This window comes from Corallococcus sp. CA047B (genome assembly GCF_003612065.1).
In the GTDB taxonomy this organism is placed as follows: Bacteria; Myxococcota; Myxococcia; order Myxococcales; family Myxococcaceae; genus Corallococcus; species Corallococcus praedator.
This window is the reverse complement of sequence record NZ_RAWD01000342.1, coordinates 1-9,655: the sequence shown is the minus strand read 5'-3', so window position 1 is coordinate 9,655 and position 9,655 is coordinate 1. Positions and strand designations below refer to the sequence as shown.

Here is a 9,655-nt window from a genome sequence, read left to right as displayed (position 1 = left end):
CTTCTGACCCAGCCCCACGTCCACCGACACCACCCGCCCCGGGGCGGGTGGTGTCGGTGGACGTGGGGCTGGGTCAGAAGGTCACGCCCGGACAGGTGCTGGCCAGACTGGAGACGGCATCGGGGCCGGTGGACCTCAAGGCGCCCCGGGAGGCGACGGTGGGGCGCGTGTCGGTGGCGCCGGGGGCACAGGTGGTGGCGGGCCAGGCGGTGGTGTCGGTGAGGGACCCGGAAGCGCTGCCGTCGCTCTACGTGCTCCTGCCGGGGGAGTACCGGTCGGAGCTGGCACCGGGGATGACGCTGGAGTACCGGATGGAGAGGATGCCCGAGCCGCTCGAGACGGTCATCGAGGCGGTGGAGGGGCCGGAGGCGTCACTCCAATACGCGCGGGCGAGGAAGGCCGAGGACTCGTCGCGGGAGGACGGGGTCGTGCTGGTGCGGGCGCACGTGCCGTCGCGCAGCTTCATCCGGGATGAGCAGTCGCGCCTCTACCAGGACGGGAGTACCGGCAGCGCCAGGGTGAAGCTGGGCACGCAGCGCCTGCTCGTCGCGTGGTTCCCCGGGCTGCGCCATGCGCTGCCGTGAACGCCGGGCTCCCGCCACGAGCCGTCTCGTGCTCCTGGCGACCTTGGTGTTGGGGTGCGCGTCCACGCAGCCCCTTCCGGGGGTTGTCCACGGAGTCGAAGGGGCATCGCTGACGAGCATCCCCGGCCCCATGCCGGCCTTCGGTCCGTTCGACACCTTCTCGGATGCGTTGAAGGCCGCGTGTCCCCTCATCCTGAGCCAGCCGCGAGCCACCGCAGGACGACCGACCGAGCAGAACTTCTCACTGCGCTGGCGGCGCTCTCGCGAGTACTGCGCCTGGCTGTACTACACGCCGGACCAGAAGTTCGAGATGAGCATGCTCGCGGCGGGAACTCCGCACGACGCGCCGAACAAGCGCACCTGCGACCTGCCTGCGACCGTGGATGACCCGCGCTACTCCCCAGGGAGCCTGGGCTACGTCTTCGTCCTGCACAACCACCCCTACGACAATGTGCTGTCGGACCGTGACATCCGGTTCATCGTCGCCATGGCAGTCGAGCACGGTGTAACCGTCAAGACGCAGGCGGGTGTGATTCCGCTCTCCATCGTCGCCTTCTTCTCTCACTCCGGTAGCCTGGAGAACCCTCCCTGTGATGGGTTCTTCCAGTACGTCCCAGCAACGGGAGAGTTGTTGCGGTGGCTTCGAAAAGACAGCGACTGGAGACGTCAGGTCATCGGTCGGGTGGAGTGGCTGGACGACACGCGCTATCGCATCGTGCGCAACTAGGGACGTGGGCCTTCGTCATGGAGAAATACGGACGATGAAGCGATATGCGTCGTTGCTGATGGGGCTCGCCGCCCTCGGATGCACTCGCGCTGTCATCGTCGCGGCATCCGTGCCCGTGGAGGATGATCCCTCGATAGTGTTTCCCCAGTTCTTCGAACATGCACCGCTGCGCCTTGGAGCCTCGGGACAACCCTTCTTGATGGACGGCTCCGTCCTCCGGGCACTGACCCTTGCGGCCAATGACTTCCTGCCCCCAGGTCAGGCAGCCCCGCCGTGCACCGACTCACTGGCGTCGCACGTCTTCCGGATCATCCAGCGCGAGGAGCTCATCTTCGTTCGCATCGACGAGGATCCCGCCGCATGTGGACGACCTCACCCGGGACTTGATTCCGGGGCGAAGTACGCCATCAGTCGCGATGGACGCATCCTCCGACGCGTCCTGGACGGGATGGAGCTGTATGTGGCGCCTCCCGATGGCGGCGTCATCGAGAAGGCGGAGCCCGGTGGCTCTCCGTCGTTCAATCCGGAGCGTCCAAGCGCCCTGCCCTTCCTGCATCCATCCGACGCGGGAACACCTGACGCTCAGGCGCCCTGACGCGACAGCCTGCGCTCCAACCGCTCCAGCCGGAGCTGATGGTCCGCGGGCAGCTCCACCGGGGCGGCCAGCCGTGCGTGATACAGGGCCCGGGACAGGTCTTTCACCGAGTGCTCGTAGAGCTTCGTCAGCGACAGGTGCAGCGTCGCCCCCTGTCCGGGCCGGGCGAACGTGAGCGCCCGTTGCAGGTGCGCCACCGCGGACTCGCAGTCGCCGGCCCTGCGGCAGAGGCGTGACGCCACCACCAGCGCTTCGATGCCCACGTTCCCGCCGCCCTCCGCCGCCGCCTTGGCGAACGCGAGCGCGCGCTCCGCGTCCCCTGCCCGCTCCGCCACCACCGCGAAGCCGAGCAGGTCGCGGGGATCCTGCTGCTCCGTCCCCTCCGCCCGGAAGCGGCGCACGAGGTCCCCCAGCAGCGCCGCCAGCAGCAACAGGTCCTTCTGGTTGTGCTCCAGCACCGGCACCATCTCCGAGCCGTCCGTCCCCCGCAGGAAGCGGAAGTACAGCTCCGGGATGAGCGACCCGTCCACGTCGTCCACCCGGTGGTGGCCCAGCACCTTCGACTCCAGGTGCACCAGCCGCGCACCCTCGCCCCGGTGCTTGAACACACGCCGCGCGCAGTGCAGCAGGTCCAGGTGCGGCAGCTCCTTCGGCACCGGCACCCGGTTGAGCACGAAGCGCGTGCGCAGCAGTGGCCAGTCGAAGCTCTTGCCGTTGTACGTGACGAGGCAGGACGACGACGCCATGCGCTCGGCCAGCAGCCGCAGCATCGGCGCCTCTTCACCCATGCGCCGGAGGAAGAGCTGCTGCACGCGCAGCGACCGGCCCTCGAACCACGCCAGCCCCACCAGGAACGGCACCGTGCCCGTGCCTCCCGCGAGCCCCGTCGTCTCCGTGTCCAGCATCAGCATCCGCGTGAAGTCCACCGACTCCAACTCCGGATGCAGCGCGAGACTCGCCACCAGCCGGGCCTCCACGTCGAGCGCCGCCGCCACCGGGGCCGTGCCGTGGTGGTGCTCCGGCGCGTACAACTGCTCCGCCACGTGCACCGTGCCGAACGACGTCGTGCGCGCCTCCACCGGCAGCGCCCGGGGCTCGGGCACCGGGGCCACCGCCCGCCGCGCGGAGGCCGTGCCCTGACGCTCCGCCCAGAACGACAGCATCTGGCGCAGCGACTCCACCCGGGGATCCGCCGGGCCGTCCGCGCTGCCTGCCTTCCGGGCAGCGAACCGTCGCCGTGCTTCCTCTCGCAGGTCCACGAGGCCGGAGGCCGCTTCGTCCCGAGCCCGGTCACGCGGACCCGAGGGCTCCGCGAAGTCACCCGCCTCGCGCGAGACCGGCCCGGGAGCAGGACCCTCTTCCCCCTCCATGGACAGGCGCTTGCGAAGCGCCTCCACCAACACCTCCGCGAGGGTGGTCGTCCCTGCTTCTTCGACCTTGGGGACGTCCGGAGGTGACGCGTGCTGGGGACGCGCCTCCACCACGGTGTTCACCGGGGCCGGCGTTCCCCGCGAGCCGCCTGGGCCCGCGCTGGTGAGTCGCGACAGCTTGCGCTTCAGGTCCATGCGCCGTCCGTGCTCCTCACTGCACTCCCGCGACGCCGAGCGCCGCCAGGAGCTCCAGCGCCAACCGCTTGCGCGGATGCGCTCCCACCGGAGCACTCCCCGGCTGACCACCCGCCGCCGGCCCGATGCACGCCGGACAGCCGTCCTCGCACGGACACGACTCCAGCAGCTTGCGACCGCGCAGCAGCAACTCCTCGCGCTGATCGTACAGCCGCGCCGCCAGCCCCACGCCACCGGGCACGTTGTCGTAGAGGAACAGCGTCGGCTCGAAGCCCACCCCACCCTCCTTGCGCGGCGGACCGTCCGGTTCATCCCGGCTGCCGAGCGTCCGCCCCAGGTCGCGCGGGTCGCTCATCAACCCCACGCACGCCACCGTGCGCAGCGCCGAACCCAGGCCGCGCAGCGCATCGATGACCGCCGGACGGGGTGCATCCATCGACCGCACCACCGCCTCCGGCACCGTCAGCCACAGCGCGGTGGTGTGCATCTGCATCTCTGGCAGCCGCACGTCGCCGTAACCCACGTTCTCATGCGTGTGGTACTTGATCTTCTTGTAGCCCACGACCTTCTCGATGACGGACACCTCGCCCAGCCCCGCGTGCAGCGTCGGGCCCACGGGCGCGCCCTGGTCCTCCTGGATCACGCTCACGCGCACGTTCGTCATCGCGTCGGTGAAGTAGTCCGGCGCCACCTTGCGCACGAACGCCTTGTGGTTCTCCAGGTCCAGCAGCTCCACCTGATACTGCTCCGAGTCGTGCTGGTAGATGGCCTGCTCGTGCAGCTGCGTGTGCGCGGAGCGGAAGTCCATCTCCGCCAGCGTCCGGTCGCTTCCGCGCTCGATGACCACCACGTTGTCCCAGCCCACGCTGCGCAGCGACACGTGGTGCGCCGGGTACGCGTCCGACGACCAGTGGAACATCCGCCGTCCGCCCTCCGCCGCCTGTGACGGGTGCACCACCTGGTGCTGCGTGAGGAAGTCCAGCGCCTCCGTGGTGTTCTCCACCGGCACGTCCCCGAACGCGTCCCCTTCCTCGAAGGGCAGCTCGAAGGCCGCGCACTTCAGGTGCTGCACGAGGATCTCCACGTTGTCCGGATCAATGCGCGCATGCTCCACCGGCGCGCCCGTGAGCGCCTTTGGATCCGACGCGAAGTACTGATCCAACGGAGCGCTCGATGTGACGAGCAGCGCCAGGCTCCCCATGCCCCGGCGCCCCGCCCGTCCGAAGCGCTGCGACAGCGCGGCCACGGAGCCCGGGTAGCCCGCGCACACCACCGCGTCCAGCGACCCGATGTCGATGCCCAGCTCCAGCGCGTTGGTGGCCACCACGCAGCGCACCTCGCCCGCGCGCATCGCGGCCTCGGTGGCGCGCCGGGTGCCCGGCAGGTAGCCGCCCCGGTAGCCCTGGATGAGCGACGGGTCCAGCTTCTCCTCCACGAACCGGTCGCGCAGGTACTTGAGCATCACCTCCACGTTGTTGCGCGACTGTCCGAAGAGCAGCGTGGACACGCCCGCGCGCACCAGGTCCGCGGTGAGTCGCACGGCGCTCTTGAGGTAGCTGGCGCGGATGCCCAGCTCCGCGTTCACCACCGGAGGGTTGTAGACCAGCACCCGCCGCTCGCCGGACGGAGCGCCGCTCTCCGACACCAGCGCCACCTCGCGCCCCAGCATCCGCTCCGCGTGCGCCTTGGGGTTGCCGATGGTCGCCGACGCCAGGATGAACGTGGGGGACGCGCCGTGGAAGCGCGCCACCCGCTGCAACCGGCGCAGCACGTTCGCCAGATGCGAACCGAAGACGCCCCGGTACGTGTGCAGCTCGTCGATGACCACGTAGCGCAGGTTCGCGAACAGCCGCGCCCAGTTCGCGTGGTGCGGCAGGATGCCCGTGTGCAGCATGTCCGGGTTGGTGAGCACCACACCCGCGCGCTCCCGGGCGGCCCGCCGCGCATCCCCCGGCGTGTCTCCGTCGAAGGTGATGGCGCCGTGGCCCAGGCCCGCCTCGCGCATGAACGCCCGCAGCGACTCTTCCTGATCGCGCGACAGGGCCTTCGTGGGGAACAGGTAGAGCGCCCGCGCGTCCGGCTCGCGCGCGAAGCGATCCAAGAGCGGCAGGTTGTAGCAGAGGCTCTTGCCGGACGCGGTGGGCGTGGCGATGACCAGGCTCTCCCCGTCCCGGGCCCGCTCGAAGGCCTCCGCCTGATGGGAGAAGAGCTGCTCCACGCCCCGCTTGCGCAGCGCGTCCCGAACTTGAGGCGCCAGGTCCTCCGGCAGCGGCGCGAAGACCCCGGCCCGAGCGGGCGTCACCGCGTCGAGGACCATGTTCGGCCACACCTGCCGGTCCGTCCGCCACCCCTGGAGCACGGCCTCCAGCCCGCGATCCCCCGACCACGGTGAGCGACGCGGGCCGGAAAAAGCCTCGGTTTCCTTCTCGGGCTTCATAGGGCCGGGCACTGTACAGACGTGTACCGGGAAGGACAACGCGCGTCACGCGCTCCCTGGCACCCGGTGGGTGACCCTTCCCGACACCCTCCGGTCTCACCTTCCTGGCTTCAAGTACGGATTATTGCTGAGCACCCCACCGGGAGGCGGTCAGGCCTCGTCGTCCGGTAGGAGCATGCGGAGCAACTCGTCGTCGGGTCCAAGTGGACGCCATCCGGCCGGAGGCGGTGCAGCGCGAAGCGCCGCCAAGACCTGTTCGGCGCGTTCCTGATGCGTTTCGGGGACAGAGCCGGACCAGATCCCGAGTGTCTTGGCGACCCTGAACCGGTTCGTATCGTCCAACACGGCCGGCCAACCCTCGGGGAGTCCCTCGGATAGCTCTCGCACGAGCACATCGCGAACAAAGCGCGTGACCTGCTTGCGTTGCTCCGCTTCCGCGAGCAACCCGCTCATCACCTGCACGCCCGCGATGTCGTCCTTGCCAAGCTCCTTGGCCAGCGCGACCAACGAGGTGGTGGGATGTGCCTCGGCGAAGGCGGTCAGCGAATCGTAGCCGCGCTCACGGACGCGCTCATACAGCCGAACCCTCCAGCTTCCCTGCCAGGAACGTCCATCGGTCATCGACCTCTCCCTGAAGTAAAGCTCATCGGGATTTCGTAGAACGTCATGCGGTTCGCGACGATGTCCAGGATCTCATTCCGGCTCAACACCCTGCCAGCCTCTCCCTCTGCCCGGTTCAGGGTGCGCATGATCATCTGGTTCCATTCGTTTGGCCACATGCGTCCCAGACGCCAGTCCCCGCCTCCGTGAATCGCCTCGTGGTGGGCCTGTTCCAAGCGGACGCAGAACTGGTCGATGTCCAGGGCCCCCTTGAAACCACGCTTCTCGAACCACGCACGGTGCTCTCTCGGCAGGACGTGGTGCTTCGGCGCATCGGACATGCCGGCCCCTGCCCTGCCGGTTTCGTGCATGGCGCGAACCTCGGGGCCGTCCCCCAGCGCATCCCGCACGCCCGGAGGCAGGTCCCGGTGAGCTTGGGCCATCATCACCGGCCCTGCATGGATGCGGATCGCGGCGCTGACCACGGGCACGGAGATGACGCCTGCCCGCACCAGTTCGCGCATCCGCTCCACCCACTCGGCGGAGACGACGATCCGCGATCCCATCATCACGCCGCCCGACCCCATCACGAGGCCCACTCCCAGCGTGACGGGCGCGGCCGGCGGAGGCCTGGGCAACGTCGTCTTCAGCGCGGAGACCAGCGTGAGCATCTCAAGGAACTGCGCCGCCGCGATGACCCTCCCTGCACGCTCCATCGCAACGTGCGCGCCCTGCTGGATGGATTGGAACTCACCGGTGAGTTGCCCCATCAGCACGGGCATCGCGGTCGCAGTGGCCTCCACCTGCCCCGGCTCCATGGAGGCAAGTGCCTTCATGGCCGGCGCCATCCGCCGCTGCACCCGGTCCAGGTCCAGGAACAGCCGTTCCATCCCGTAGTAGGGGCACTCCTGGCGCACGACCTCCGCGAGGTGGAGGAAGTCGACCCATGCCGCGAGCAACGTAGCGCCGGACATCGCGGCCTGAACGCGCGGGCCGGATATCCGCAGCATTCCCAGCGCCATGTCCGGATCTGAAACCGTCCCGGCGGTCTCCGCGAGCGTGGTGGCCCCGGCCAGCGCGCCACGAATCCATGGCAACTGACCTGAGCCGAAATCCGCATAACGCGTGAAGATACTGCCAGCGTCACTGAAGTCTCTCGTGCTCGCACGGAGCCTGCGGGCACTGTCATCCACGGTTTCCTTCACCTCGTGGAGGGCATCAGCGACGGCTTGCTGGACTCGTCGGGAGTCGTCATCCGTTCTCCTGGGGCTCGCCCCCGACGCCGCCTTGCCGCTCCGCCATCCTTCGCCGGTGCCCCCCGGCACCAGGGCGCGCTGCCGAAGCACCCGCGATCCCCCTCGCCTCGAAGGCGTTTCGACTCCGGCACAGCCCGTGACCAGAAGGGCCAGGCACAGCACCCCGACATTCGCGCGCATTGTCCGCTCCCGGCAGTCCCCTTGGGGGGAGAATCCAGGATGCCTTCATTCCGGGCCGACAGGACACCCGCCTACGGGAACGTCACGTTGCTGATCGTGACGGTGCGTGGGCCGCCTTCCTCCCAGAGCTTGAGCGAGAAGTTCCCTTGGGCAGCAGCGGTCGTGGTCTCGGCTTCGACCACGACGCGCCGGGCCTCTCCCACGGGTATGGGTTGCTCCTGCCACACGCGGAGCACCTTCAAATCCGCTCCAGCCTTGCCTCGAAGCAACGCGCCCTTCGCACTCCAAGGCTGAGCACCTGACCTCACCATCAGCATGAGTTCCACGGCGACACCCGTCCTGGAACGGTAGCTGTTAACCAGGTTTGCTTCGAGCGCGTTCCCAGCAGCCTGGGCAACATCTTGGGTCACGACCCTGCCGGCCACTCCCGAATCATCCAGTGCTCCCGTGGAGATGAGCCCCGTCAGGCCCGCTGGCGCATCGTGCTCGGCGCTCAACCGCGCGTTCTCGCCCTGGCAGATCAGCAGCTTCGCGTGAGCCTCCCTGGCTTCTTGCTGGTAGGTCTCAATCGTCCGCTTCCCACGATAGACCTCGACGAGTGGCTCCGCCTTCGCGGGATGGGCTCGCAGCAGGAAGAAGGCCCTCACTGGCGACGCTCCATCCCGGAAGCGCACGACCAGCCGGAACGTCTCGCCAGGGTTCACGCGCGACGAAGGAACCAATCGGAGGGTGGCTTGCCCCACGTCCACCAGCGAGAAGCGCTCCCGGCCTTCCAGTTCGATGCCGTCGCTCAGTAGGTCTGAATCGAAATAGAAGCCAGATGACAGCCCTGGGCTCACCGCGATTTCGGATGGGAGAGGAGCTTCGTCAGGGGCCAGCTCGATGCGGCGCGCCCCCGGCACGGTGGATGGGAATTCCGCCTGAGCGACAGCGGCTCCGCTCGTGAACAGGAATCCCAGCAGAACGGCGAAGGAAGAAGAAGGCACTCGACGATGGCTCCCGGACAGGCTTGCTACTCGAACCCACCGACCGCCTTCACGTAGGCGGCCGTGAAGATGCGGGCACTGGAGGGCGAATCGTCTCCGGGCTCGCGGGCCATCCCTCGCGCCCCTCCCTCCGCGTAGACCTCCATGCACACGGGAAAGCTGTCACCCTTCGGCGTCGTCGCCCACGTCAGGCGCCCATAAACGCGGTCTCTCACGATGAGCCGGCCCGACAGTACTGTGTTGCTCGGCATGTCCGCCCAGGGGCCAGCCAGGATCAGCTCCGTGGGTCCCTCACGCACTGAGATGAACTGAGGCCGACCGAAGACAAAAAGCGCGCCGTGCTTGTCTTCCAGTTTGATCTTCAGCTTCGCCATGGCCTTCACGGCCCCCACGGGACATGGCTCGGGAGGAGGCGCCGGACGTATTTGGGGACTGGGGCATCCGAGGGCCGCGCAGGTTGCGACGGTCCCCACCGCGCGGGCCATGACGCTCATGCCCTTCTTCACGAGTTTCGACGGGAGCTGAAGGGATGGGGTCTGCGTTGTCTGCGTCGTCACGGTGGCTGAATCCTCCTGGAGCATCGCGGGATGAGCGACGGCCGCGGCGATGGCCTCCGGCCCGGTGAGAGCTGCGGCCAGACCACCTTTAGGCGACTTGCCAGCGGGCGCTACTTCCTGACGGGTGGACGAGGGGCCCGAAGCGCGTGGCCCCCGCCACCCCAGCAC

At 68.7% G+C, this 9,655-nt stretch carries 9 protein-coding genes; 3 read left to right on the top strand and 6 right to left on the bottom strand.

Features of this window, described 5'->3' with window-relative positions:
• The 3 genes from D7X74_RS34855 to D7X74_RS34845 all read left to right on the top strand — a co-directional run.
• Window positions 1–584 (top strand): acetyl-CoA carboxylase biotin carboxyl carrier protein subunit (locus tag D7X74_RS34855; protein ID WP_147446788.1); only part of this gene is annotated, 584 nt, incomplete at its 5' end.
• Between the two features lie 28 nt (window positions 585–612).
• The gene (locus tag D7X74_RS34850; protein ID WP_233602390.1) at window positions 613–1,311 is read left to right on the top strand and encodes a hypothetical protein; all 699 of its coding nucleotides are present in this window, start codon (window positions 613–615) and stop codon (window positions 1,309–1,311) included.
• A gap of 34 nt (window positions 1,312–1,345) precedes the next feature.
• Window positions 1,346–1,906, top strand: coding sequence for a hypothetical protein (locus tag D7X74_RS34845; RefSeq protein WP_147446787.1), 561 nt, complete (start codon window positions 1,346–1,348; stop codon window positions 1,904–1,906).
• Here the strand turns inward: D7X74_RS34845 and D7X74_RS45130 are convergent.
• From D7X74_RS45130 to D7X74_RS42780, 6 genes are all read right to left on the bottom strand, one after another.
• Window positions 1,894–3,471 (bottom strand): ribonuclease H-like domain-containing protein, encoded by a 1,578-nt coding sequence (locus D7X74_RS45130; protein WP_120537308.1) that lies wholly within the window; start codon window positions 3,469–3,471, stop codon window positions 1,894–1,896. The two genes, D7X74_RS34845 and D7X74_RS45130, sit on opposite strands and share 13 nt — an antisense overlap.
• Window positions 3,472–3,487: 16 nt before the next feature.
• Window positions 3,488–5,908 (bottom strand): DEAD/DEAH box helicase, encoded by a 2,421-nt coding sequence (locus tag D7X74_RS34835; RefSeq protein ID WP_199741971.1) that lies wholly within the window; start codon window positions 5,906–5,908, stop codon window positions 3,488–3,490.
• Window positions 5,909–6,058: 150 nt separating this feature from the next.
• The gene (locus D7X74_RS34830; RefSeq protein WP_120537307.1) at window positions 6,059–6,529 is read right to left on the bottom strand and encodes an NUDIX hydrolase; all 471 of its coding nucleotides are present in this window, start codon (window positions 6,527–6,529) and stop codon (window positions 6,059–6,061) included.
• Window positions 6,526–7,701, bottom strand: a complete 1,176-nt coding sequence (locus tag D7X74_RS34825; RefSeq protein ID WP_370450837.1) for a DUF2380 domain-containing protein — start codon at window positions 7,699–7,701, stop codon at window positions 6,526–6,528. The genes D7X74_RS34830 and D7X74_RS34825 overlap by 4 nt, the downstream gene beginning before the upstream one ends.
• Before the next feature lie 314 nt (window positions 7,702–8,015).
• The gene (locus D7X74_RS34820) at window positions 8,016–8,930 is read right to left on the bottom strand and encodes a DUF2381 family protein (protein ID WP_120537305.1); all 915 of its coding nucleotides are present in this window, start codon (window positions 8,928–8,930) and stop codon (window positions 8,016–8,018) included.
• A gap of 26 nt (window positions 8,931–8,956) precedes the next feature.
• Window positions 8,957–9,304 carry a hypothetical protein gene (locus D7X74_RS42780; protein ID WP_120630958.1) on the bottom strand — a complete coding sequence of 116 codons (348 nt, stop codon included), beginning with the start codon at window positions 9,302–9,304 and terminating at the stop codon, window positions 8,957–8,959.
• Window positions 9,305–9,655 lie beyond the last annotated feature (351 nt).